The organism is Vagococcus jeotgali, from assembly GCF_035918315.1.
Classification (GTDB): Bacteria; Bacillota; Bacilli; order Lactobacillales; family Vagococcaceae; genus Vagococcus; species Vagococcus jeotgali.
Genome location: NZ_CP142146.1, coordinates 1,216,392 through 1,240,696 on the forward strand (window position 1 = coordinate 1,216,392; position 24,305 = coordinate 1,240,696).

General features: G+C 33.5%; 22 protein-coding genes and 1 riboswitch. Of the genes, 8 read left to right on the plus strand and 14 right to left on the minus strand.

Annotation, left to right across the window (positions count from 1 at the left end; genetic code table 11):
• Positions 1 to 14: 14 nt before the first annotated feature.
• The 10 genes from allD to VSF34_RS06245 all read right to left on the minus strand — a co-directional run bounded on the left by allD (position 15) and on the right by VSF34_RS06245 (position 13,910).
• Entirely contained in the window at positions 15 to 1,082 is a 1,068-nt protein-coding gene (gene allD / locus VSF34_RS06200) for an ureidoglycolate dehydrogenase (protein WP_326716488.1), read from the minus strand.
• A gap of 18 nt (positions 1,083 to 1,100) precedes the next feature.
• The gene (gene allE / locus VSF34_RS06205; protein ID WP_326716489.1) at positions 1,101 to 1,886 is read right to left on the minus strand and encodes a (S)-ureidoglycine aminohydrolase; all 786 of its coding nucleotides are present in this window, start codon (positions 1,884 to 1,886) and stop codon (positions 1,101 to 1,103) included.
• A gap of 39 nt (positions 1,887 to 1,925) precedes the next feature.
• Positions 1,926 to 3,158 carry an allantoate deiminase gene (allC, locus tag VSF34_RS06210; RefSeq protein WP_326716490.1) on the minus strand — a complete coding sequence of 411 codons (1,233 nt, stop codon included), beginning with the start codon at positions 3,156 to 3,158 and terminating at the stop codon, positions 1,926 to 1,928.
• A gap of 14 nt (positions 3,159 to 3,172) precedes the next feature.
• A complete protein-coding gene (locus VSF34_RS06215) occupies positions 3,173 to 4,417 on the minus strand; it encodes an MFS transporter (protein WP_326716491.1) in 1,245 nt (414 codons plus the stop codon).
• Positions 4,418 to 4,574: 157 nt separating this feature from the next.
• On the minus strand, positions 4,575 to 5,942 hold the full coding sequence (gene allB, locus VSF34_RS06220) for an allantoinase AllB (protein ID WP_326716492.1): 1,368 nt from the start codon (positions 5,940 to 5,942) through the stop codon (positions 4,575 to 4,577).
• 11 nt (positions 5,943 to 5,953) lie between these two features.
• Positions 5,954 to 7,447: an allantoin permease gene (allW, locus tag VSF34_RS06225; protein WP_326716493.1), complete on the minus strand. Its 1,494-nt coding sequence runs from the start codon at positions 7,445 to 7,447 to the stop codon at positions 5,954 to 5,956.
• Between the two features lie 277 nt (positions 7,448 to 7,724).
• Positions 7,725 to 9,083, minus strand: coding sequence for a class II fumarate hydratase (locus tag VSF34_RS06230; RefSeq protein WP_326716494.1), 1,359 nt, complete (start codon positions 9,081 to 9,083; stop codon positions 7,725 to 7,727).
• Positions 9,084 to 9,098: 15 nt separating this feature from the next.
• Entirely contained in the window at positions 9,099 to 10,460 is a 1,362-nt protein-coding gene (locus VSF34_RS06235; protein ID WP_326716495.1) for an aspartate ammonia-lyase, read from the minus strand.
• Positions 10,461 to 10,479: 19 nt separating this feature from the next.
• Entirely contained in the window at positions 10,480 to 11,409 is a 930-nt protein-coding gene (locus VSF34_RS06240; RefSeq protein ID WP_326718040.1) for an asparaginase, read from the minus strand.
• Between the two features lie 200 nt (positions 11,410 to 11,609).
• Complete coding sequence (locus VSF34_RS06245; RefSeq protein WP_326716496.1) at positions 11,610 to 13,910, minus strand: helix-turn-helix domain-containing protein; 2,301 nt, start codon at positions 13,908 to 13,910, stop codon at positions 11,610 to 11,612.
• 108 nt (positions 13,911 to 14,018) lie between these two features.
• A riboswitch (TPP riboswitch) is annotated at positions 14,019 to 14,120 on the plus strand.
• A gap of 52 nt (positions 14,121 to 14,172) precedes the next feature.
• Here VSF34_RS06245 and VSF34_RS06250 point away from each other — a divergent pair.
• From VSF34_RS06250 to VSF34_RS06265, 4 genes are read left to right on the plus strand one after another with little or no spacing between them, the layout of a single operon-like run.
• The gene (locus VSF34_RS06250; protein WP_326716497.1) at positions 14,173 to 14,925 is read left to right on the plus strand and encodes an ABC transporter permease; all 753 of its coding nucleotides are present in this window, start codon (positions 14,173 to 14,175) and stop codon (positions 14,923 to 14,925) included.
• Entirely contained in the window at positions 14,918 to 15,937 is a 1,020-nt protein-coding gene (locus tag VSF34_RS06255) for an ABC transporter substrate-binding protein (RefSeq protein ID WP_326716498.1), read from the plus strand. The genes VSF34_RS06250 and VSF34_RS06255 overlap by 8 nt, the downstream gene beginning before the upstream one ends.
• A gap of 2 nt (positions 15,938 to 15,939) precedes the next feature.
• Positions 15,940 to 16,677 (plus strand): ABC transporter ATP-binding protein, encoded by a 738-nt coding sequence (locus tag VSF34_RS06260; protein WP_326716499.1) that lies wholly within the window; start codon positions 15,940 to 15,942, stop codon positions 16,675 to 16,677.
• 14 nt (positions 16,678 to 16,691) lie between these two features.
• Positions 16,692 to 17,417, plus strand: coding sequence for a TatD family hydrolase (locus VSF34_RS06265; RefSeq protein WP_326716500.1), 726 nt, complete (start codon positions 16,692 to 16,694; stop codon positions 17,415 to 17,417).
• A 60-nt stretch (positions 17,418 to 17,477) separates the two neighbouring features.
• On the opposite strand, the gene VSF34_RS06270 is transcribed toward VSF34_RS06265, so the two are convergent.
• A complete protein-coding gene (locus VSF34_RS06270) occupies positions 17,478 to 18,647 on the minus strand; it encodes an MFS transporter (RefSeq protein WP_326716501.1) in 1,170 nt (389 codons plus the stop codon).
• A 198-nt stretch (positions 18,648 to 18,845) separates the two neighbouring features.
• Here VSF34_RS06270 and VSF34_RS06275 point away from each other — a divergent pair, with 198 nt between their 5' ends.
• The 3 genes from VSF34_RS06275 to VSF34_RS06285 all read left to right on the plus strand — a co-directional run bounded on the left by VSF34_RS06275 (position 18,846) and on the right by VSF34_RS06285 (position 20,939).
• Positions 18,846 to 20,033, plus strand: coding sequence for an FtsW/RodA/SpoVE family cell cycle protein (locus VSF34_RS06275; protein WP_326716502.1), 1,188 nt, complete (start codon positions 18,846 to 18,848; stop codon positions 20,031 to 20,033).
• A gap of 87 nt (positions 20,034 to 20,120) precedes the next feature.
• The gene (locus VSF34_RS06280; RefSeq protein WP_326716503.1) at positions 20,121 to 20,411 is read left to right on the plus strand and encodes a hypothetical protein; all 291 of its coding nucleotides are present in this window, start codon (positions 20,121 to 20,123) and stop codon (positions 20,409 to 20,411) included.
• An 18-nt stretch (positions 20,412 to 20,429) separates the two neighbouring features.
• Positions 20,430 to 20,939, plus strand: coding sequence for a LacI family DNA-binding transcriptional regulator (locus VSF34_RS06285; protein WP_326716504.1), 510 nt, complete (start codon positions 20,430 to 20,432; stop codon positions 20,937 to 20,939).
• 70 nt (positions 20,940 to 21,009) lie between these two features.
• Here the strand turns inward: VSF34_RS06285 and VSF34_RS06290 are convergent, their stop codons facing one another.
• Positions 21,010 to 22,068, minus strand: coding sequence for an IS30 family transposase (locus VSF34_RS06290; RefSeq protein ID WP_326716505.1), 1,059 nt, complete (start codon positions 22,066 to 22,068; stop codon positions 21,010 to 21,012).
• Positions 22,069 to 22,124: 56 nt separating this feature from the next.
• Here VSF34_RS06290 and VSF34_RS06295 point away from each other — a divergent pair, with 56 nt between their 5' ends.
• The gene (locus VSF34_RS06295) at positions 22,125 to 22,613 is read left to right on the plus strand and encodes a type 1 periplasmic-binding domain-containing protein (RefSeq protein ID WP_326716506.1); all 489 of its coding nucleotides are present in this window, start codon (positions 22,125 to 22,127) and stop codon (positions 22,611 to 22,613) included.
• Between the two features lie 61 nt (positions 22,614 to 22,674).
• On the opposite strand, the gene VSF34_RS06300 is transcribed toward VSF34_RS06295, so the two are convergent.
• Both VSF34_RS06300 and VSF34_RS06305 read right to left on the minus strand, forming a co-directional pair.
• Positions 22,675 to 23,634, minus strand: coding sequence for an IS30 family transposase (locus VSF34_RS06300; protein WP_326716323.1), 960 nt, complete (start codon positions 23,632 to 23,634; stop codon positions 22,675 to 22,677).
• A gap of 151 nt (positions 23,635 to 23,785) precedes the next feature.
• Positions 23,786 to 24,106 (minus strand): hypothetical protein, encoded by a 321-nt coding sequence (locus tag VSF34_RS06305; RefSeq protein ID WP_326716507.1) that lies wholly within the window; start codon positions 24,104 to 24,106, stop codon positions 23,786 to 23,788.
• Between the last annotated feature and the right edge of the window lie 199 nt (positions 24,107 to 24,305).

Genomic DNA, 24,305 nt, shown 5'->3' on the forward strand with positions numbered 1-24,305 from the left:
CCCCCAATAATTTTTTATTTTTCAGCAAAAGCATCTGCTTGATCGTATTTATTAAAATGAACGACTTCACTTGTTAAATAGTCGTGAATCCCCTCTGGAATTGGAATACCTGTCTCTAAATGATTAGCATAACGAATTTCAGATAGTTCACCAGGATAATAAACTTGATCAAAACCAGTAGCTGGTTTATTGTCATGTAATTCTTCAATCATTTGAGAAAGATTTTCTTTAAACGTATCTAAATCTGTAAAATAGCTTGGATTAATCAAAATAAATAATTGTCCTAAATTACGACCTGATGATAAATCAGCATACATACTACTAACATGTTTTCCAAAAGGTAACCCTAGTAATGAACCAGATAACACATCTACCATCATCATCAGTCCATAACCTTTAGGCCCAGAAATCGGAAGTAAGCCACGTACTTTATGAGGGTCAGTTGTTGGTTCCCCATTTTCATCTACTGCCCAGGTTGGTGGGATATCATTATTTTTACTTCTAGCATCTAATATTTTTCCCCAAGCTTGAACAGTTGTTGCCATGTCAAAAATAATCGGACGATCTTCATTTGTTGGTGCACTAAAAGCAATTGGGTTTGTACCAAAAAATGGTTCTGTCCCACCAAAAGGTACAGCCATTGGGTCTGATTGGCAAACTGCTAAAGCGACCAAATCTTCTTGGGCTGCTAAATCAACATAGTAAGACAACATACCACTATGTCCCATTTGTGACACACCAACAATTCCAACGCCGGTTTCTTTTGCCATATCTATAGCATAATCTAGTGCTTTGCGACTTGCTACATGACCAATCGCATTATCTGCATGGAAAACACCTGTACTAGCTCCTGTTTTTTCAAAATGAAAATCAGGATCTATCGTTGTCCCACCTTTAGCAATACGCTCTGCATAGTATTCAACACGGACTGAACCATGAGAGTGAACCCCTCTTGAATCAGCATAGACTAAATGACGAGCAACTTCTTTTGCATGATCTTCCATTAAGCCAGCTTTTAAAAGCTTAGCTTGCATTAAGTCACGAAGTTCATCATCTGATAAATAGATTAATTCCTCACTCATGATTAACACTCTCCTAGTTTATAATTCAACATCTCTATTACAATCTTTAGAATATAGGTAACTTAAAGGGGCATCTCTTCCAATTGAATAACAAGCTTGTAAATTATAAGCGCCCATAAAAATGTAATCACCCTTTTTAACTGGCATCCAGTTATTATCAAGATTATACATACCTTCTCCACTTAATAATAAAGCACCATGCTCTTGATAATGTGTTTCAATATACCCATGAGATCCACCTGTTTCAAAACTTAAAATATGGAAGTTCATGTCAAAATCTAAATCAGTTGGTAGGAGTGTTTTAAAGTCAACGTCTGTCATATCTTCATAATCAACGCTCTCAACATCTTTTGAATTACCAACAACTGTATAAGCTTTCAGTCCCTCTACTTTTTGATAGCGTTTTTTATAAAGAAATGTTTCAGTTGGTGTATTTGTTTTATTCTCAAATGTTAACTGTTTATCTTCTGGTACATAAATGTAACCACCAGTTGTTAACTCAAACGTGTCCACACCATCACTTACAGTTAAATCACCCTCTAGAACATATAGGAACGTTTGGATACCATTACCACCAAATCCAACTTTATTACCACCACCTGGTAGAACACGACACATGTAATCAACAAATTCTGCACCTAGTTTTGGTGTCGCTAAAATTGTCATATCACATTTTTCAAAACTTGGTAATAAATTTTTAACTAACCCTTGAGGTGGAATTAAAGCAAAATTACCTCTTTCAACAATCGCTCTTGATTGTAAAATATCTGTTGGATAACCTAATTCATTTGTACGATAACCCATAATTAAAAACCTCTTTCTTTTTCTTATATTTATTATTTATTATTCTTCATAAGCTAATTTATACAAGGAAGCAATCAGCGCTTTAACCCCTTCAGTTAAATCTTCTAATTTAGTAGATTCATCAGGATTATGGCTAATACCATCAATACTTGGAACAAAAATCATAGCAGTTGGTACATATTGAGCAAAAATTTGTGAGTCATGTCCTGCCCCGCTATGCATTGTTGTGTAATTTAAATTAGACTCAGCACAAGCCTCTTCTAAAACTGTCACAATATCTGGTGACATTGGTACAGGAGCTTCGTTCATCCAATTATCTATTTCTATTGAAACATCACACTCTTTTGCTAATTCCTGAAAATCTTTTTCCATTTGAGTTGTGAATTCTTCTAAATCATCAGCATCAGTATGTCTACAGTCAACTGTAAAGAATACTTCTCCAGGTACCACATTAACTGTATTAGGTGTCACGTCAATATGTCCAAATGTTAAAACTAGAGGATCTCCAATGGCTTTAGCTTTATCAATACTACGGCTTATCATTTTACTCATAGCATAAACGGCATCTTGCCTAAAGCCCATAGGTGTTGTTCCAGCATGATTAGCTTGACCTATTAGCCTAATATCATAACGTTTTTGACCTACGATATTATTGACAACAGCTACTTGTTTTTGTGTTTTTTCTAAAACGCTACCTTGTTCAATGTGAATCTCTACAAAAGCTTTAATATCATCTCTAGGCTCTTGCTTTGTAATAGGAAACGTAAAACCAGCATTTTCCATAGCATCTACAAATTTAATACCATCTGTATCTTCTGCATACTTGACTTCTTCTGGATTGACTAAACCAAAAATATTTTTACTTCCCCAAAAAGCAAAAGGGAAGCGACTGCCCTCTTCTTCGGCCATTGATACAACTTCTAAAGTTCTTAGTGGTTGACCATACGTTTCTTTCAAGTACTTAATAGCTAAGTAAGATGCGATGATACCAAACTGACCATCTAAAGCTCCACCATGTACAACTGTATCTACATGAGAACCAGTTAAAATCACCTCATTAGGATACTTACTCCCAACTAAGCGCCCATACAAGTTACCTATATTATCAAAATATGTCTCAAAATCGCTATTGATAAACTTTTCTTTTAAACCCTCTTGAGCTTTCACCCAATTATCATCATATAATAAACGAGTCGTTCCACCTGCTTCATCTAAACCAATTGATGATAACCACGTTACTTGCTCGTCGATTTGTTTTTCTATTGTCTTCATATCAGCGATACCTCTCAATTTATAATTTGTTTACCTGATTTTTTTCTATTAACTAAATAAAAGATCAATGTTCCAATAATTAAAATAATAACTGATAGATAAAAAGCATTAATCTTAGACCCTGTCTGATCAGAAATCATACCTGTTAAAGATGGTGCAATAATTGATGAACTCATACCAAGGAAATTAAACATACCTAAAGTCGTTGCCAGACCTTTACGTGAGACATTTTCTCCTAACCAAGAAATAATGATTGGCTCAACAGCTACTTTTCCAAAGAAACCATATAAAATCAAACCTATTAAAAGTCCAGACTTACTATTTGACATAACTGTTAAAAATAAAGTTAAAGCTGCCATGATTTCTAAAAATACAACAAGCTTTATTTTTTTATCAGAATGCTTATCAGCTATTCGACTAAAGAATAATGCTCCTGGTACTGACGAAATAAAAATTAACGATGTTGCAAGACCAATTGTTGCTCCAGTGAAGCCACGTTCTGTCTCTAAAAAGTTAGGCAACCATGTGTTCACTAAATAGTAAGCATAACAAGTAGCAAAATAAACAGCGTATGCTCCAATCATCTTAGGTGCCATCAATTTCTTAAATGTCATTTTTTCTTCTTGAGGAAACTCATGAACCTCTTTTTGGGTTTTTGTTTCATCTTTATGTAAATAAAGGATAAATATAATCACCATGACAACAATTGTCACAAAAGATACATACTCTATTGATTGCCACTTCATTCCTCGTTCTGAAATGAAATAACTTGAAGCAATCATTCCTATACCACTACCTACAGCAGTCCCACTATTAACAATAGCGGTTGCTAAGCTACGATATTTGGTTGGAACATACTCATTAGTCATAGAAAAGGCAACCCCGTAAAATGTCCCGCTACCAATACCTGCTAGCACATTACCAAAGTACATCCACTCTAAAGAAGTCGACATAGCAAGTAGTAGCGTTCCTAATCCAAAAAGGATAAAACCAGGAATCAATACCGTTTTTTTACCAAAACGATCGACTAAAATTCCTGATGGGATCTGCATTAACACATAACCAAGAAAGTAGAAACTAGAAATGGCTCCAATTTGAGCATCGCTTGCTCCACCAAAATACTCACTAAGTTGTGGATAAATTGGAGTTAGAGCTGTTCTATTAAACCAAACTACAATCCAACCTAGAGTAGAAACAAGGATAATTTGTTTCCAATATGGGGTTAATAAGGACCTTGTTTTTTTTACATCTTTTTCCACGTCATAAAACCTTCTTTCCAAAACATAACATCTATCCTCATCTTAACTAACCTGTCATGAAAGGTCATTAGCTATTCTGGACTAAGTTATATCACTTCTTGTTTACTATAGACGAAGAAAACAGAACCTAGTAATAGGCTCTGTTTTTTTTCAATGGTTATTTTTTAATAAAGACACCCATTGCTTCCTCACTTACGCCTTCTTCTTTAGAATAGATTGTTTCCCCTCGTAAAATAGTTCTCTCAATTTGAGCTCCAATTTCACGACCAATGTATGGACTTATCTTGTTATAATACTCTAAATCTTCGGCTTGTAATACATAAGGAGAGTCAGGTTTAATTAAAACAAAATCAGCATCTTTTCCAATTGCAATTTCACCTTTTCGATCTAGGTTATAACGTTTTGCTGGATTGGTCGCAATAATATTAGCAAATTGAGTCAAGGATAAATCTCGCTTTTGTACCCCTTCATCAAATAAAACATCCACATTATTTTGAACACCAGAAATACCACCCCATGCTTCAAAAGCATTGTCTTTATCTTTCAAGTCTGGTGTACAAGGTGAGTGATCACTTGTGACAAAATCTAATCCACCATTTGCAACATATTCCCATAATCCGTCTTGAGCTTTTTTATCACGAATTGGAGGAGAACATTTAACGACTGGACCAATAGCATCAAGCTCATCTGTTTCGAAATATAGGTAGTGTGTACATGTCTCACAAGTCACGTCAACACCTTCTTCTTGAGCTTTCACAACTTCAGCAACCCCTTCTGGACAAGCAATATGACAGATGTGAATACGGCAGCCAGTTTCTTTCGCAAAAGTAATTGCTCTTTTAATAGGTTCTACTTCAGTAAATACCGGACGAGTTTCAACATAAGCTTTTAAAGTTGTCTCTCCATTTTCGTAAGCAATCTCACCTAATCTATCTGTAATAGCTGCATTTTCCGCATGAATTGCTAGAACTTTTCCAGTCTTAGCTACTTGTTTCATACCTTCATATAATGAATAGTCATCGACATTCATGAAGTCACCTTCAATCGTACGATCCCCGCAAGTTGCCATGAAGCATTTATAAGCTGCTACACCATCTTCATCTAACTCTTGAATACCACCATCTAAATTAAATGGTACCACACCACCAAAAGATGCCACATCTACATGTAATTTATCTTTACCTGCTGCATATTTAATATCTAAAGACTCTTTATCAACTGTCGCTGGTACTTGATTAAGAGGCATTTCCATAAATGAAGTTACCCCACCTTTAGCACAAGCTTTTGTTCCAGTCACATAACCTTCCCAAAAATCTCTAAAACCACCACCTGGGTCAGTAATATGAACATGGGCATCAACCATACCTGGACTAACAATTAATCCTTTGGCATCAATCACCTCTTTTGCCTCACCTAAGTCGTGACCAATGGCTGCAATCACACCATCTTTCACCGCTACATCTGTTTCAACTTCTCCACCATTTAAAATTACTAATCCATTTTTTATAATTACATCATATGCCATTTTACTTCCTCCTATTTTTTGTTTAAAGTTTTATATTTCATACCTAAGTAAATAACAAAGGCTAAACCACAACCAACAAAGAATGATAGATCTGTTACGACTGAAAGACTTGGAATAAATTGTCCACTAATTGAGATAACTAGGGCAATAATAGTTGCCACATAGGCCTCTTTGTTTGTTCCATGATATTGATTTTGACTATTATCAACAGAATTATCCATATATAGTTCTTCCAGATTTATTTTTTCTTTATGAACAAAGAAATATTGTGCTAACATCACACCTACAACTGGTCCAATAACAGCTCCTACCATATTAAGAAAAGCGAAAATACTTTGCTCATTTTCCATTAATTTCCAAGGCATAATAACATAACTAATTACCCCGGCAATAATAACTCCCTTTTTATAATTAATTTGTTTAGGGAATAAAGCTGATAATTGATAAGCAGCTGGTACAATATTTCCAGTTGCATTAGTTGAAATCGTTGTCATCAATAACACTAAGATACATAAAATGATTGCTGGCAAATTATCCCATTTTTGAACGATGTTAAGAACATTCCACTCATTCACGCCATAATGAATTGATCCACCAATTAAAATTGCAATACTTGAAAATGCAAAGATTATATAACCTGTAATTAAACCAATTGATTGACCAAATACTTGATCTTTCATTGTTTTAGCACTTTGTGTAAAATCAGATACACTTGATCCTGGTGCTGCCCATACAGCAATGACAGAGTTGATAACCATTAAATAAATTAATAACGTAGACTGATTTTGTATCACACCCTCAGGTCGGTAAGCTAAGATATTTCCAAAACCTCCACCAACTTTGACTGCCCAAATTGTCATTCCGATAAAAACAACATAGATAAGTGGGTTTAAAATTGCCGTAAATTTATTTAAAATTGCTCCACCACCTAATCCGATTAAAACATTAATAGCCCAAAAGACTGTAAAAGCAATTAAACCTGGTAAACTAATTCCTAAAAAACTCCAATCGCCACCCAAACCTAAAAATCCTGGCCAAATTTTTCCAATTAAAATTAATAAAGCAAGAGAGGCTGTGAAGTTTTGTAGCCCAAACCATGCAATAGCTGCAACAATCCCTCTTAAAAATCCTGGTAATTTAGCTCCTGTTTCTCCGTATGTCGATCTTAAATGCATTGAAAATGGAATACCATATTTTGCTCCTGCCTTACCGTTTAGAGTCATCATCCCAGCTACAACAATACTACTGATAATAAGTGCTACCATGATATTTAATGGGGACAAACCTAAAACTAAAAAACCACCGACAGCTGCATAGTTTGGAATATTATGTACTGAACCCATCCAAAGAGTAAAATAATTATTCCAACCCATATTTCTTTTGTCTGCTGTTTTTGGTACAAGATCTTCGTTATAGCCTCTTGTCTTAATCAGATTTACTTGTTCTTGTGTAACAGCGATACTATTATTTTGTAAATGTGTCGTGTCTTCTCTTTTCGCTTCCATATTCTCCTCCTGTAAATCACTTTGTCAGCTGCTGATAGGTTAATATTACACAAAGTATAAAGCGTTTACATTATGTTTATTGTACAAAATAAGTTGTTGTTTTGTGCATATTAGACAAACCCCTTGGTATGACTTAAATTATTAATAAAAAATAAATATATCAATCATATTATTAGACAATTATTTTTAAAATTAATACAAATTATCTAATTTTACTTTGTGAAACAAAAAAACACCTCACTTATCTTCGAATGTAGTGAAGCGTGAGATGTTTTTTTTAAATCATATCTTTAGGACTAACCCATAAATCAAAGTTACCACTTGTCGCGTAACCTAATTCTAAAACAGCTTCTTTTAATGTTTGATTATTATTAAAGGCATATTTCGCAACTTCTGCACTCTTTTCATAACCAATATGTGGACTAAGAGCTGTCACTAACATTAAAGAATCATTTAATCCTTTTTCCATAATATCCTCATTTGGATATAACCCATCTAAACATTTTTCTCTAAATGACACCATTCCAGCCTCAATTAAAGATATAGACTCTAAAAAATTACTAATAATCACAGGTTTAAATACGTTAAGTTCAAAATTACCTTGACTACTAGCTACTTGAATCGTTGTATCATTTCCCATAACTTGACAGCTCACCATCGTCAAAGCCTCGGCTTGGGTAGGATTAACTTTTCCTGGCATGATAGAGCTACCTGGCTCGTTTGATGGGATAGTAATTTCATTAAACCCAGCCCTTGGACCACTTGCTAACCAGCGAATATCATTAGCAATTTTCATTAAATCACCAGCCAAAGCTCTCAGGGCACCATGGGTAAAGCTTATGGCTGAATGACTAGTTAAGCCATAAAATTTATTTGCTTCAACTAAAAATGGTAAGCCTGTATTTTCTGAAATCTCTGTTACCATAGCTGTATCAAATGTCTTTGATGCATTAAGACCAGTACCAACAGCTGTGCCACCAATAGTCAAATATCTCAATGATTGACTGCTTTCATGAATAAATTGTTGTGATTTCTCAATCATTACTCGCCAGCCCGACACTTCCTGAGCAAAAGTTAATGGTGTTGCATCTTGTAAGTGAGTACGTCCTATTTTAAACACATCATGATACTTACTCTCTATTAAAGCTAATTGAGAAACCCATTGCGTCATCTCTGGTATCAATGACTCCGTAATTTTTTTATATGAAGCAATATGCATAGCTGTTGGAAAAGTATCATTAGAACTTTGTGACATATTCACATCATCATTAGGATGAACAGTAACGCCGTTTAATACACAAAGTCTAGCAATAACCTCATTAACATTCATATTAGTTTGGGTACCACTACCTGTTTGATAGACTCTAAGAGGAAACTCCCCATCAAACTCACCTGACAATAGCATATCACAGGCTGCGACAATAGCATCTTTTTTATCAACTGGTAGTTTTCCTTCTTTATAATTAACAAGGGCTGCTGCTCTTTTGATTTCAACCATGCCATAAATCACATCAATCGGCATTAACTTGTCACCAATCTGAAAATTATGACGACTACGTTCTGTTTGAGGTCCCCACAAGGCTTCACTTGGAATTTCCACCTCACCTAACGAGTCTTTTTCAATTCTAAACGTCATATAATAACCTTCTTCCTACACAGATTTTTTAATTGATTCATCGACATCGATTCCTTGCATTTGAGCAAGCTCACGAATAGATTTCCCAGTACTTAAACTTTCTTTCGCTAAATCTGCTGCTTTTGTATAACCAATTGTTTCAGATAAAACTGTCGCAAGATACATGCTTCTTTCTAAATTATCTTGACAACGCTCCTCATTAGCTGTGATACCAAGAACACAATTTTCTGTAAATGTTTTAATACCATTTGTTAATACGTCAAATGATTCAATCAACTTATAGAAAACAACTGGCTCAAAAGCATTTAATTCTAATTGTCCAGCTTCAGCAGCTAAACCAATTGTACTATTATTTCCCATAACAATGTAAGCACATTGAGATAATACTTCTGGAATAACTGGATTAATTTTCCCTGGCATAATAGAGGAACCATTTTGTCTAGCTGGAATGCTAATTTCCCCAATCCCAGAATTTGGCCCAGATGATAATAAGCGAATATCATTAGCAATTTTAGATAGACTAATTGCAATTGATTTTAGCGTATCTGATAACACGACGTATTGTTCAATGTGTTGTGTGCCGTCCACTAAATCATCAGCAATAACAAGTTGTTCTTTTGTAATACCGTTTAAATAAACTAGGGCTGTTTTTGATAGAGATTCGTGTGCTGTAATTCCTGTGCCAATTACAATACCACCAATATTGATCGCCTGCATTTCACGCTGAACATGGTCAAGTCTTTCAATACCACGCTTCACTACTGAGTAATAAGCATGAAACTCTTGACCAAGTGTCATAGGTACGGCATCACTTAATTGTGTTCTCCCTAATTTTAATACATAATCAAACTCCTCAGATTTTGCTAAGAAGGCTTCTTTTAATTCCACTAAAACAGCACGAAGTAAAGGAATTTTTTTCAACATCGTTAATTTCCCAGCTGTTGGATAAACATCATTAGTTGACTGACCTTTATTAACATCATCATTAGGATGAACCACTGAAAAATCACCTTTTGTACCTGACATAATTTCAATAGCTCGGTTAGTAATAACCTCATTAACATTAACATTCATATTACTACTTGTCCCCGCTCCGCCTTGAACAGGATCAACAATAAACTCTTCATGCCACTTACCATCAATAATTTCTTGAGAAGCTTGACTGATTGCCTCAAATTTCTCTTTAGGTAATAAACCAAGTTCATAATTAGCTAAAGCTAATGCTTGCTTAACTTGGGATAAGCTGATGATAAAATCAGAATCTAATTGTCGATTAGTAATCGTAAAATTATTTTTTGCACGAAGAGAATGAACTCCGTAATATTTTTCTTGTGGTACTTCTATTTCTCCAACACTATCTTTTTCTGTACGATACATAGTTTTCGTCTCCTTTAAATTACAATGCTGTCATATAATTTCGCAATTGTTCAGGTGTTAAACGTGCGTTTAGTGCAACTAATAATCGTAATCTAGCTTTTGGTCCTGTTAAACCTTTGACAAACATAACTCCCATGTTTTTTAAAGGAATGCCTCCACCAGTATAGCTATAAATATCTTCTGCTACACCATTGGCACATCTAGACACTAGGGCAACTGGAATCTTCTCTTCAAGCATCTGAGACAAACCATCTAGTACGTTAGGAGGTAAATTCCCAGCCCCTAGAGCTTCCACCACGACCCCATCCACTTTGGCTTTTGTTAAAACACGAAATAATGTATCATCCATGCCTGCATAGGCTTTAATGATTGGAATTTCTCCATCAACTGTGTCGATTGGTAAGATGACATCCTCAATAACTTCTTTTAAGAAGAATGGTCTGTTTTTTGATACTATACCAATTGGTCCAAATGTTGGTGCTCTAAAAGTGTCAACACTAGTTGTATGAGTTTTAGTGACAAATCTGGCCGCATGAATTTCATCATTCATCACAACTAAGACTCCTTTGTCTTTAGCTGAAGCGTCAGCAGCAGTAATAATTGCCTGTACATAATTATATAATCCATCAGAACCGATTTCATTACTGCTTCTCATTGCACCAGTCAAGACAACCGCTAAATCATTATTAGTTGTTAATTCAAGAAAATAAGCTGTTTCTTCAAGAGTATCTGTACCATGAGTAATCACGACACCATCATATCTCTCCTTAGTAGCTTGTTCTATACGTTTTTTCAAACGTAACATATCTTTTGGTGTAATATGAGGTGAGGGCAAGTTAAAAATCTCTTCCACATCAACATCAATCTCCTCTGGTATACCAATTAAATTTTGTGATAATGGGTGGGTATCTGATAAACTAACACCACCAGTATCACTTTCTTGGACCATTGAGATGGTTCCACCAGTATGTAAAGCTAATACTTTTTTCTTACTTTTTTCTTCATTTAACACGCTTACACACGTCCATTCTATTTATATTTTCACAAATTGTCTTGCATTATTTTAATGCTAACACCGTTAAATTATTTCTATTTTTGATTTATTTTCCTATTTAGTTAAAAATTAGCCGTCTATTTTTAACTATCCCCTTAATTTATTCGATTTAAAATAATCAAATAACAAGCATTCATCTCTAAATCAATGGATTTTTCCAGTTTTCCATCTGTAATGGATAATTCTTTCATTAAAAATTCTGGTACAACAGATTGCTGTAAATACTCTTGCATATCTGTATCAAGTTCTCTCATCCCACCTGATTTTAACCACTGATGATAGATCCCTCCATGATGGCTATCCAACAAGAAACGCTTAACTAAATAGTTACCTACCGGAAGTTGATTAAATAAGAATGTTGTTTGTCGTCTCGTCGCCTTCCAGAGATTTTCATAAGCACTATCTTTCTTGTCTAAATGATGTTCATTATAATATAGCACATAAAACGAGTTAAATTTTTTTGTCACAATGTAGTGTTCAGAGATTAACACAACCTCATCACCAATTCTGTCATAAAATACTAATAAAAAAAATAAAGGACGTTTTAGAGGTCCATGTAAAAAGATAGATAAATCACCTAATTTTTTAGAGATAGGGATACTCTTTTCACTATCTACATTTAACCAAAAACCAATCCCATCAATATGATTTGTCATCTCAATTAAAGCCTTTAACAAGATAGCAGACCGCGAGAAAGTACTTTGAGATAACTGAGTACTCTCAGCAACTAAGTGCCACTCTGATATGTAGAGTGCCGTATTCTTTTCTATATTTTTTAAATAATGCTTTAATTGGCTAATTTGTCTTTTAAACTCCTTAAATAAATGCTCTGACTGACTTTGTAAACCTAAACTTTTTTCATAAGTGATACTAATAAAATCAGGATCAACATTTAAAGGAAGCCTTAGACAGGTTAGCCAGTCATTTAAATAGTTAAAATGAAGATTGAACCCTAAATAACCAGTTGAAAAATGAGTGACTAAAAAATCAGAAGTTAGCTGATATGCTTGTCTAAAAAAAGTTTGAGATACTTTAGCACTATCACTAATGCTAAGTTCTAAATACCAACCTTCACGAAAGCTAGCCTCATATTGTACATAACCTTGAATCATTTCCTTTAAAGTATCTAATTTTAAAGACAACTCTGAAATGCCATTACTCTCATCTATCACTAAAACAAACATCGGTCTTAAATTCATCTCTCGCATAAAAGAAAAAAGACGGTGATTATTAACAAACCTATCTTTTATGATATCAAACTCTGAAATAGTCTCAGTACAAAAATCATAAAATCGACAAATATCAAAAGGTATTTTCTCTTGAATCATTCTCACTTGCTGCCTAACACTTTCCTTTAATCCATTGTTAGCATGACCTAGATTAATTATTTTTTGAGGTTTATTCAAGTTAGCAAAAGGAGGTATTGATAAATCCAGCTCAATCTCTTCTACAGATAATCCCTTGGCCTGTTTAATATTTTGCGTTAACATAAATTGAGCGATAACTTGAATAGATTCTTGATGGCTTAAGTAACGATAATCCTCAGATGTCTGCTGTAAAGTAAGCTCTTCTTGTTTTGGTATATAGTGTTTACGATACTCATGAGGTGTCACACCATATTGCTTTTTAAAAACTGCTGTAAAGCTTTTAGGATTTGGAAAGCCATTATTTAAAGCAATCGACAAAGTAGGTTCAGTTGAATTTCTTAACTCACTAACTGCTGCCTTAAGTCTAATAGAGGAAAGATAATCAGAAAAAGTCACACCCATCTCATCTTTAAATAGTTTTGATAAATAAGCTTCTGAAACGAACTTTTCCTTGGCAAAATCTCCTAAAGATAACTTTGTTGTATAATTAACTTTAGCATAATCAAGCATATCAATAATTAAAGGGTGAATTTTTTGTTTATCAAGTGAAGCTAATTCTTGATATTGAGTAAATAAAAACATTCCTTCTACTTTATCTAACAAATCAGACACTAAAAGTAAATCAGAAAAGGATCTGTCTTTAGAAGCCTTAGTTAATCTTTCCAAAGTCAGTCTAAAAATAGATTCTATCAGTTTTTCTCGTCCATTCGATTGATAAACATCAATCTTTGAAGAAGGAAACACCGGCCTCCAATTTTGATTGATTAAAGATTCTATTTCTGGCAAATGAAATATAAGACGTAATATGATCACTTCTTTATTGTAACTATCACTAATTAATTGGCCCTTTTGATTCGGCCCAATAAAGATAAAATCTTTTTTATGCAAAGATAACTGTTGTTCTTGGTTTAAAAAATGACATTTGCCTTTTAACAGGTAAACTAAACTTAACTCATTAGGGGTGTTCATTTCATTTAAAGATGATTCTAATTGAATAATATCAATTGTTATAGCTTGATTTTTTTGCATGCAATCCCCTCTTCATTTGTTCTCACTATTATTATACTCACTCAAACTCATCTAGCCAACACTTTCTATATTGACTCATAATTTAATAAGTGATATACTTCACTGGTAATAGACATATAGGGGAGGTCTTTGACCTGAGAGTAAGCCATGTGCTTTGACCCTTTGAACCTGTCGGTTAGTACCGTCGTAGGGAGTCTTATGAATCGTACTTACGAGGAATGGCTTCTAGCTATTCCTCTTTTTTATTTTAGGAGGTGATGAGATGTATAAAAAATGGATTTATCCCATTTTAAGTTTTGTTGTTCTAATTATTCTTTGGGAAATTCTAACGATTCTTTATCAAGTACCTATTTATGTACTACCTAGACCGAGTCAAATCGGGGCAGCTCTTTTTACTGATTGGCATAACCTTTTCAAGCACTCTTTAACGACACTATTAGAAGCAGTGATTGGTCTAATTTTAGCTGCTATTCTGGCTTTTTTTATTGCGATTTTAATGGATTTATCTAAAGGGCTTAAACTTGCCTTTTACCCGCACTTAGTCGTGAGCCAGACTATACCTGTTTTAGTTTTAGGTCCTATCTTCACTATCTGGTTTGGCTTTGGTATTACACCTAAAATTATGATGGTTATTCTAATGTGTTTTTTCCCAATAGTTGTAGCCTTTGTTGATGGTTTAGCACAAGTAGATATTAAAAAAATAACCTTACTAGAAACATACGGTGCTTCTAAAAAACAAATTTACACGACACTTAAATTTCCAGAAGCTATGCCTTCTTTCTTTTCAGGTTTAAAAATAGCAGCAACATATTGTGTTAGTGGTGCTATTGTTGGTGAATGGTTAAGCGCTTCATCAGGTTTAGGGTATTACATGATTCGTGCAAAGAATAGTTTTTTATTAGATAAAGTATTTGCATCAATCATCTGTATCATTTTATTAAGTTTAGCATTAAATGCCATTGTATCATTGATTCAAAAACAACTCATTAAGAAAAGGATGATTAGACGTGTTTAACAAGAAAAAAGGATTATTTATTGGTTTAAGTATTGGATTAATTGGCTTGGCAGGTTGTAGTAGTGAGTCTGCCAAAGATAAAACTGATGAAAACAAAGATAAATTAAAAGATGTAACACTTGTTTTAGATTATATTCCAAATACCAATCACACTGGAATATATGTAGCAAAAGATAAAGGTTATTACAAAGAACAAGGTATTGATTTAACGATTGTAGAGCCTGGTGATGATAATACTAGTCTGACACTTCTAGGAGGTAAAAAAGGAGAGTTTGCCATTAGCTATCAAGAAGACCTGACTTACTCAGCAGCTAGTGCTCAACCAATTCCAACTAAAGCAATTGCTGCTATTATGGAACATAATACTTCTGGCTTTGTCAGTACTGCCGATAAAAAAATCTCTTCTCCTAAAGATTTTGAAGGTAAAACTTATGCCGGTTGGCAATCTGCTGCAGAAGAGGCTGTTTTAAAAGCCGTTATGGAAAAAGCTAATGCCGATTCTTCAAAATTGATGATTGTTGGTGATCCTGGTGGCGGACCAAGTGATTTAGAAAAGAATGTTGATTTAAAATGGTATTTTGAAGGATGGGACTTAACGAAAGCTAAGATGGATGGTTATGATTTAAATTATATGCCTCTTCGTGAATTAGATGAAAGACTGGACTACTATACACCTATTATTGTGGCTCGTGATGATGTTATGGAAAACGATCCAACTTTAGTCGAACACTTTTTAAAAGCAACCAAACATGGCTATCTTGATGCTATAGACAACCCTGAGGAAAGTGCTGAGATTCTACATCAAGCTGCTCCTGACCAAGATATAGAGTTTTTGAAAAAATCTCAAGAATTTGTATCTAAAAACTATACTAGTGACCCTCAAAAATGGGGAATCATGAAGGAAGATGTTTGGAATAACTATACTGAATTTATGTTAGAAAATAAATTGATTGATAAAGATATCCCAGCTAGTGACATGTTTACAAATGCATTCATTGAAAAGGTTGATTAAACATGACTGACATTTTTATTAAAAATCTTGGTTTAAGTTTTGAAGGAAAAAAAACGTTTGAACAATTAAATTTGAAAATTGAAAAAGGAGAGTTTATTTCTATACTTGGCCCAAGTGGTTGTGGTAAATCTTCTTTGTTAAATATTTTAGCTGGAAGTCTAAAAGCTGATACTGGTGAAGTATTAGTCGGGGATACAGTTATCTCTGGTTTTAATGAGCATTTTGCATATATGCCACAAGAAGACTTACTCTTAGATTGGAAAAATGTTGAAGATAATATCACTTTGTATCAACGTTTACATAAACAAGTGATCAATCAAGATAAATTGAGTGAATATATCAAAAAATTTGGCTTACATGAAGTAAGGCATCAATACCCTGAAACATTGTCAGGAGGTATGAAACAGCGTGTTGCTCTCCTTCGCACCGTTTTTGTTGATAGAGATATTTTATTACTTGATGAACCCTTTGGTGCTTTGGATGTTTTTACAAGACAACATCTTCAAGATTGGTTAAAAAATTTGACGAATATATTAAATAAAACCATCATCTTAGTCACTCATGATATTGATGAGGCCTTATATTTATCAGATAGAGTCATTATTATGGGAGGCTCACCTGCTTCTCTTATTGAAGAAATCGATTTAAGTACTACCAAAAGAAGTAGACAGTGGTTAAGTGAACAAGGTCAAACACGCCAACATATCTATGAATTATTAAGTCAAAAAATTAGACATTAAAAGGAGATGTTTATGTGAGTGATTTTCTATGTGATGCCCATTGTCATATTGATTTAGATAAGCAGCTACTTGATTTACTTATTAAATACAACATACCTGCAACAATTAACTGTCAAAGCCGCAAAGAATGGCATGATTATTCTCCTTTAACTAAATCACATCCCTTTTTAAACATTAGCTTTGGTATTCACCCTTGGGATGTTGATTTCCAGGAAATAGAAAATAATTTGGATATCTTCCAGCAAACACCTATCATTGGAGAAATTGGTTTAGATAGTGTTTGGACAACAAACGACATACTTCTACAAAAAAAGATGTTTATCAAACAACTATCTTTAGCTACTGATATGAAAAAACCTGTTATTTTACATACTAAAGGAATGGAAAAAGAAATAGCAGATATCATTTCTTATTTTCCAAATCGCTATTTAGTTCACTGGTACTCAAGTCAAGAACATTTGAAAGAGTACATTAAGCAAGATTGTTATTTCACAGTAGGCCCTTCTTTACTGACAGATGATGCTGTCAAACAAGTCCTAACTACTGTGCCAAAAGATAGGCTACTCATTGAATCAGATGGACTAGATGCTCTTGCGTGGGCATTAGATAAAGATATAGAAAGTGTTGATTACTTAGATTCACAAAAGAACTTAATGGTGCAATGTGCTAAGGTTCTTGATATGCCTCTTAATGAATTTAGGGATCTCCTTCAAAAAAACTACTTACGATGGATCAATTAGTGTTAGTAAAACTTAGTCAAGGTAAAACAAAAGTCTACTCTAGTTGCTTGGAGTAGACTTTTATTTTATTAATAATTGTTCAATTTTTTTCCTAATTGATATCAGAATAACTAAAACTATCGTAAAAATAATGCCAAAAGCAATAAAGGGTAGTCTTAAATCACTTGATCCAAGTAATTTAGAGGCCCAGTTCATACACATCGGAGCCAAAAAAACGCCAAAATTACAACCAACAAACACATAAGATGTTGCTTTGTTCGGCTCTATTCCCCTACCTAATTCTTCAATGTGGTTAAAAATAAAGGGAATTACCCAAGCGATTGGTATACTAGATAAAAACAAACCAATAGTAAGCAACCAAAATGATTGGGTTGAAAATCCAATGAGAAAATCTGATAGAATATTAAATCCAATGCCTAAAAATACAATCCCAAAAGATACTTTTGAGACAATTTTTTCAAATAATATACCTGCTACAATACCTAATATAGGCATTAAAGCTAAATATGCACTAGCATTCACTTCTTGTCCTGCTAACTCGATAGCAAGTGTTGGAAATCTCACACCAATTGCAATCGCATTCATTAATAAGCTAGCAACTATTAAAATTGTTAACAGTAATACCCAAGAAAAAGAACCACCTTTATCTACAGTTTTCACTTTAGCTTTTGCTTCAATATTTGGAACATACAAATAAAATAATATAGCTATAGGAATCGCTAATAAATATATTAAGTATGAGTCCATCCAGTTTCTCATCAACAATAGACCTGCTACAAAAGTCAATATCATTTGGCCTATACTTTCTGTAGCATTTCTAAAACCAAGTAATGTCGACCTTTCTTTTCCTGTAAATAAACCATTAATAAAACTAACAGATAAAGCATTATACATTCCCAAACCTGCACCTAATAAAAGCCTACCAAAAACAATTAGACCATAACTATTTGGCGTCAACCACGGTAGAACACCACCAATTGATGCCATGATTAAACCAATAATAACTACTTGCTTCATTCCAATTTTTTTTGTTAGATAATTCGACAGTAAAATGAAAATAACAACAGTAAAACTTGGTAACGTTCCCAATAATTCACTTTGAGTTTGGCTTAAATTAAAATGATCTTTAATAAATGGGAGTGTACCATTAATAGTTACCCCACTAGTTAAAATAAATGAAACAGACAACACTGCAAATGGTGTGAATTTATTTTTCTCTACATTTGGCATACAGTCAACTCCTATATATTAAACTCGAACAACCCAATCATACCATTATTTATCGAAAAATAGATACCCATAGACTAAGTTTACCTTATTTTCAAATTTTATCTAAAACTTCATTAATTTTTTCAAGATTAGGCTTTTCTTTAGTTTTCATTTTGATATACTAGTAGCATATGTCTTTACAATTAAGGAGAATTCTCCATGAGAAAAAAATTACAATTTATTGATTTTAAAATATTAATACCATACATCGTTTTAAATATAATCGGCATGATTATGATTTTTAGTGCTAGTTCATACAATCTAGATCAGTTAGGAAAAAGTCCTTTTTCTATAGCCTTGAGGCAAGCAGCCTTTTTTATTATTTCCTTGCTCATTATTTTACTCATTTATAAAACGAAAATGCGGGTTTACCAAACAGCTGTGTTTCAACAAATTATGGTAGGAATTACCTATGTTTTACTTATTAGTACTAGTATTTTAGGTCTAGGTAGTACCATCGGAGGTGCTCAGAGGTGGATTAACATTGGTGGGTTTACTTTTCAACCTTCTGAATTTGTTATTATTACAACAATTTTATATACTGCCTATATTTTATCCAGGCGGCAAAAAACAATTAACACACATTTTTGGAAATCTATTTTAATACCTGTCATCATTGTTGGATCGATGATTCTATTAATTATGATTCAACCAAATGTGGGTGGGGCTGCTATCATTTCACTTTTATTTTTAATATTGTTACTTGCTAGTGGTATTCCAGCTGCTTATACTTTCATTAGTTTTGGTGGTATTTTACTCTTTACTGGACTGGCCTGGTTGATTGTAATGTTTAAAGGAGGCATGTTGATTCCTGAGCGTTTCTCTCATGTTTACGACCGATTTGCTGTTGTGGCCGATCCTTTCGCTGATAAACATGACAACGGCTTTCAACTCGTTAATTCTTACTTTGCTATCTATAATGGTAGTTGGTTTGGTCAAGGTTTAGGTAAGAGTATCCAAAAGAAAGGTTTCTTGCCCGTTGCAGAAACTGACTTTATCTTCTCGATCACCATTGAAGAACTTGGATTGATTATGGCACTAATTATATTAGGGATTTTATTCTTTATGATTATTCATATTTTAAAAGTTGGAATTAAATCAACGAGTGCCTTTAATTCATTAGTTTGTATTGGTGTTGCCTCAGCTATTATGCTTCAACTATTCATCAACCTAGGTGGTATTTTAAGTATTATTCCTATGACAGGTGTTCCCTTTCCATTCTTAAGTTATGGTGGATCAAACTTGATTACCATGTCAATCCTAGTTGGTCTAGCACTTAACATTAGTGCTGAAGAGAGAAGGATTAGTCAACAGTTCTTTTTACCTGAATACACACCTCATAAATAGAGCTTCGGCTCTTTTTTTATTTTCAGCTTGCTATGGTACGCGTTTCATCATATATGATGGCTTTAATAAGAAAAGGAGCTGTTATAAATGTATGGCATTGTAGAATTTAATCACCAAGATACACTAACATTTTTCTTTGTGACAATTAATTTGTCAGAAAATATTTTATACCTTGAAGACCGAGCAGGGGGCAAAAAACCTTTTAATAAGGTCATTCCTGTAGTTGATATCAAAGAGGTAACCCAATTAAATGACAAAAGTATTCAAGGAATTTACTTTAATTATCAAGGAGATGGCTACCGCTTTGTAGAATATGGTAACCATACGATTTCAATTTTTAGTCGCTTATTGGCTCAACAATATTTTTTAGTTGCATAAAAAGGAAAGAGGAAAGTTATGAGTATTCGAAAAATTGCTGAATTAGCAGATGTTTCCATTACAACTGTATCTAGAGTCATTAACGAGCACCCTTATGTTAGTGATGCTAAAAGACAGCGAGTATTAGATGCTATGGAAAAAATTAATTATGTTCCTAATAGGCATGCTATTAATTTAAGTAATGGCCATAGTGAAACTATTGGATTACTAGTGCCTTACTCTAGAAATTCTTGTTATGAGCAGTTAATCGAAGGCGCACTTGAAGAAGCTTCCATAAAGGGAAAGCAAGTTATGATCTTACCCACTTATTTTGATGAGAATAAAGAAAAAGATTACTATACTTTTCTGCGTGACAAAACGCTTGATGGGATGATTATTACCTCACGTACACAAGATAGTCAGTTTTTAAATGATTTACAAAAATATGGGCCAATTGTCACTACTGAATTGACATCACAAAAAAGTGTTCCATCAGTATATCCAGATAGACAAAAAATTTATCAAGACGTATTTGATTTCTTTTTCTAAATTGCAACATTAAGTTAGCCACTCTGGTAAAAATATCTAAATATCAGTGTTATTTTATTGAACCCCTTACTTACCAACATGTTTTGATCTTTAGATTTTGAATTTCTTCTAAAAATAATGTTGCTGGTTGTCTATAGTCTAAAATTTTACGCGGCAAAAGATTAACTTTTTCAGTAGCCAGTTGTATGAACTGCTTTGAGTAGTGACAGATAGGCGTTCCTTTCGGAACAAATTGCCGTAATAAACCATTATGTCTTTCGTTTGTTCCTCGTTCCCAAGATGAATAAGGGTGAGCAAAGTAGATATCAGTCATTTGTTGCAGAGTATCATCAAGTGAGCTAAATTCACTGCCATTATCAGCAGTAATCGATTGAAATATGCTACTAAATCGGGCTCTTCCAAACTCATATTTTAACTGTTTAATAGCGTAACTAACAGACTCTTCAGTATGATCATCTAGAACAACAGTAATCATGTAGCGAGTTTTTCTTTCAACAAGTGTAAGTAGAGCATTATCATCTTTAGATTTTGAACCAATGACACTGTCTATTTCCCAATGACCAAACTCTTGTCTAGAATCAATTTTGCTAGGTCGTTCATCAATTGATTTTCCAAGAGCTTTTTTATGCTGACGACTTCTTTTCTTTTTAGGTGATAGTCTAACTTTCATCTTGAGATGATGATTTCTGACCGGTAAAAATCCTTTATCAATATAATTATAAAGTGTCTTAGTAGAAACAATAGGTTTATCCCAAGTCCCTAAAGACTTGATAAAACCAACAATTGCATCTGGTGACCAATTAAAGTCTATCATTTGTTTACAGGCATAATTAATAAAATCAACAGCACTAACTAGCTTAGATTTCGAACCACAGCGTTTCCTGTTTTCTATGTATTTAGCTTGCCCCGTATCAGCAAAATAGAGTTGTTTAGCTTTCTTATTTTCTTTGATTTGCGTGGTCGTTCCTCGTTTGAGCTCATTATTTATCGTTTGATGGTGTCGACCTAATCGTCTACCAATTTCTCTATTAGAGTCTCCCATATTATGCCAAACTTCAATAAGCTGCCTTTCCTTTAAGGAAAGATGTTTATAACTAGATGTCTTTGTGTTATTCTTAATTTTCACCATGATAAAAATTCCTTTCGTTGTTGGGTAGTTACTTCAATGATACACGAATTTTTACCATGGTGTTTTTTTATTATTTTAGAGTGGCTAACTTGATTTTACAACTAAGCTTTGATTTCTTTTCATCAACCTATCCTGATTTACCACTCTATCTAACAACCCAACGTTCACCAAAAACAAGTAAAAGTAGCTTTTTGAAACAAGAATTTATGATTGCCCATTACCCACACCAAGACAAAGAAAAATTTTTAATACCAAATATTACTAATTTTCAAGATGGGCTTAAGGTTGGTGAGGCGTTATTCAAAAAAGTAAAAACTCCCTTCTGTATTTATGCAAATGGTGATGACATAGCTGCTGGTATCATTAAAGTAGCAAAACATAACCAAAAAGTTCTTCATCGTGATTTTTTTATCCTCGGTGAAGATAACTTAGCCTATAGTGACTTACTAAATTTTAATACCGTTGACTTTCATTTAAAAACTGTAGCCAAACAAGCTGTTAATTTATTATTATCAGAAAAACAAGGGCAAACCTCGGGTCTATAATAAATCGTGTTGATGGATAGTTTCCATTAATACGATTTTTTGTTTTTAAATATTTCATTTGTCAAATTAAGCTAGACAAAATGTCATTGTCTACATAGCTCAAAAATACTTCTAATGGTGTTTTATAGTTTAATGATTTTCTAGGAATATTATTTCTTTTGGATGCAACAGATTGAATGAAAGATTCATCAACTTCGTTGAAATCCATTTTCTTAGGCAATCCATCCTTACGCAATAGCCCATTAGAATTTTCATTTAAACCTCGTTGTGAAGGTGTACCAGGGTCAGCAAAGTAGATATCAATATCATTTAAGTTACTGATAGATTTCCAGTTAGAAAATTCTTTGCCACAATCAAATGTGATAGATTTAAACAAGTGATTAGGGCATTTTTTTAACCATTCATTTAAGCTATTCTCAATATCTATAGCGTGTCTCCCTGTTGGCTTTAAGGTAATAATAACTTTTGATAACCTTTCAACTAATGTAATAACAGCACTTTTATGATTTTTCCCAACAATAGTGTCACCTTCTAGGTGACCAAATTCACTTTGAAACTCGTTATGCTCAGCGTCTCTCTGATGAATGGTTCGTTTAAATGCTTGTTTACCTCGTTTTTCTTTATGCCCATTAGGTTTTCTTTTACCTTTCATTGGTAAAGTTGTGGAATCAAAAGATTCACGCGAGAACAATCTATAAAGTGTCCGAACAGAACAAGAAATAGAAATCTCAGCACGACCGATAATCACGTCAGGAGTCCATCCTTGAGCCACTTTGTTTTGAATATATTTTGTTTCATTATCAGGTAAAGAAATAGGACGCCTTCCACATTTCTTTTTATTTTTTTTGTATCTTTGATAGTAATCTAGAATAGATAATCCCTCATTTAAAGCGTTGTAAACATTATAAATAGTTTGTCTTGATCTTTTTAAAGTATCAGCAACATGTTTAACTTTTTTAGCTTGGTGATAATAAGATTCTATTAAAACAAGCTCGTCTGTAGTAAGATGTATATAGGTCATTTGTGATCACTCTCCTTGTTTTCTTTCGTCGGAAATGCAATTTGGACAATTTGAGTGTATCACAAATGATTTTTTTATTTGTCTAGCTTAATTTTACAATCGGCGTAACCATTCTTTTCTAGTCTTAGCATAGTCTATCTCATCTAGATTTTCATGATCGATACTTTTTAAATATTCTAAGAACATTTTTGTTGCTATTTGATCTAATTTTTTTTCTATTTCTTACTTTATATTGGTGCAAAATGTCGTCAATACCCTTGAGTTCTCCAATTTCAAAGTAACCTTTTCTACCAACTGGTTTTGTTTCATCTGATCCATATAAAACATAAGTATACTTTTTATCTAATTTAGCAGCAACATGGTCTGGATTGTTTAGTGAGTTTCCTAATTTGACTCTTTTAGCTTCTTCTTTAGGAATAACCCCCTCAAATTCTTTTAATTCAACCATCTTTTCAACATAAATCTTTCTCAAAAAATCCTCCTTCTTCCCCATTTTTTTACCCCTATATAATATATAGTTGGTGTAAAAAAATGGGGGAAATTTATAAATATTAATTCGCCAAAGGAGCGAAGCGATCTTTGGATGAATTGTCATGGTGTGGGGCGACAGTATCCCACTAGCAATCGTTAACAGGCTGAGAGCCTGTTAACGATTGCGTATACTCTTTTGA

Coding starts and splice junctions, on each gene's coding strand:
- VSF34_RS06260 (WP_326716499.1), top strand. CDS start 15,940: ATGACTGACATTTTTATTAAAAATCTTGGTTTAAGTTTTGAAGGAAAA.
- VSF34_RS06300 (WP_326716323.1), bottom strand. CDS start 23,634: ATGACCTATATACATCTTACTACAGACGAGCTTGTTTTAATAGAATCT.
- VSF34_RS06275 (WP_326716502.1), top strand. CDS start 18,846: ATGAGAAAAAAATTACAATTTATTGATTTTAAAATATTAATACCATAC.
- VSF34_RS06280 (WP_326716503.1), top strand. CDS start 20,121: ATGTATGGCATTGTAGAATTTAATCACCAAGATACACTAACATTTTTC.
- VSF34_RS06270 (WP_326716501.1), bottom strand. CDS start 18,647: ATGCCAAATGTAGAGAAAAATAAATTCACACCATTTGCAGTGTTGTCT.
- VSF34_RS06290 (WP_326716505.1), bottom strand. CDS start 22,068: ATGGTGAAAATTAAGAATAACACAAAGACATCTAGTTATAAACATCTT.
- VSF34_RS06295 (WP_326716506.1), top strand. CDS start 22,125: ATGGTGTTTTTTTATTATTTTAGAGTGGCTAACTTGATTTTACAACTA.
- VSF34_RS06240 (WP_326718040.1), bottom strand. CDS start 11,409: ATGGTCCAAGAAAGTGATACTGGTGGTGTTAGTTTATCAGATACCCAC.
- VSF34_RS06285 (WP_326716504.1), top strand. CDS start 20,430: ATGAGTATTCGAAAAATTGCTGAATTAGCAGATGTTTCCATTACAACT.
- VSF34_RS06250 (WP_326716497.1), top strand. CDS start 14,173: ATGTATAAAAAATGGATTTATCCCATTTTAAGTTTTGTTGTTCTAATT.
- allB (WP_326716492.1), bottom strand. CDS start 5,942: ATGGCATATGATGTAATTATAAAAAATGGATTAGTAATTTTAAATGGT.
- allW (WP_326716493.1), bottom strand. CDS start 7,447: ATGGAAGCGAAAAGAGAAGACACGACACATTTACAAAATAATAGTATC.
- allD (WP_326716488.1), bottom strand. CDS start 1,082: ATGAGTGAGGAATTAATCTATTTATCAGATGATGAACTTCGTGACTTA.
- VSF34_RS06245 (WP_326716496.1), bottom strand. CDS start 13,910: ATGCAAAAAAATCAAGCTATAACAATTGATATTATTCAATTAGAATCA.
- allE (WP_326716489.1), bottom strand. CDS start 1,886: ATGGGTTATCGTACAAATGAATTAGGTTATCCAACAGATATTTTACAA.
- VSF34_RS06235 (WP_326716495.1), bottom strand. CDS start 10,460: ATGTATCGTACAGAAAAAGATAGTGTTGGAGAAATAGAAGTACCACAA.
- VSF34_RS06230 (WP_326716494.1), bottom strand. CDS start 9,083: ATGACGTTTAGAATTGAAAAAGACTCGTTAGGTGAGGTGGAAATTCCA.
- allC (WP_326716490.1), bottom strand. CDS start 3,158: ATGAAGACAATAGAAAAACAAATCGACGAGCAAGTAACGTGGTTATCA.